This window comes from Pseudanabaena sp. PCC 9330 (assembly GCF_055795045.1).
This window is the reverse complement of sequence record NZ_JAYFES010000004.1, coordinates 1-270: the sequence shown is the minus strand read 5'-3', so window position 1 is coordinate 270 and position 270 is coordinate 1. Positions and strand designations below refer to the sequence as shown.

The 270-nt window shown below is 57.8% G+C and carries 1 pseudogene; it reads right to left on the bottom strand.

What is annotated here, in order from left to right:
- Positions 1–270, bottom strand: a pseudogene (locus AC0QKW_RS00015) (photosystem II D2 protein (photosystem q(a) protein)); the annotation flags it as partial.

Genomic DNA, 270 nt, shown 5'->3' with positions numbered 1-270 from the left:
AAGCGCGGAAGGTGTTGGCGTTCTCACCGTCTTTGAACAGCGTGTTCTCTACCGTTGCACCGTGGATGGCGCACAGCAGCGCACCGCCCAGAATGCCTGCAACCCCCATCATGTGGAAGGGGTTCAGCGTCCAGTTGTGGAAGCCTTGGAAGAACAGCAGGAACCGGAAGATTGCCGCTACGCCGAAGCTAGGGGCAAAGAACCAGCTGCTCTGACCCAAGGGGTACAGCAGAAAGACGCTGACAAACACTGCAATCGGCCCAGAAAAGG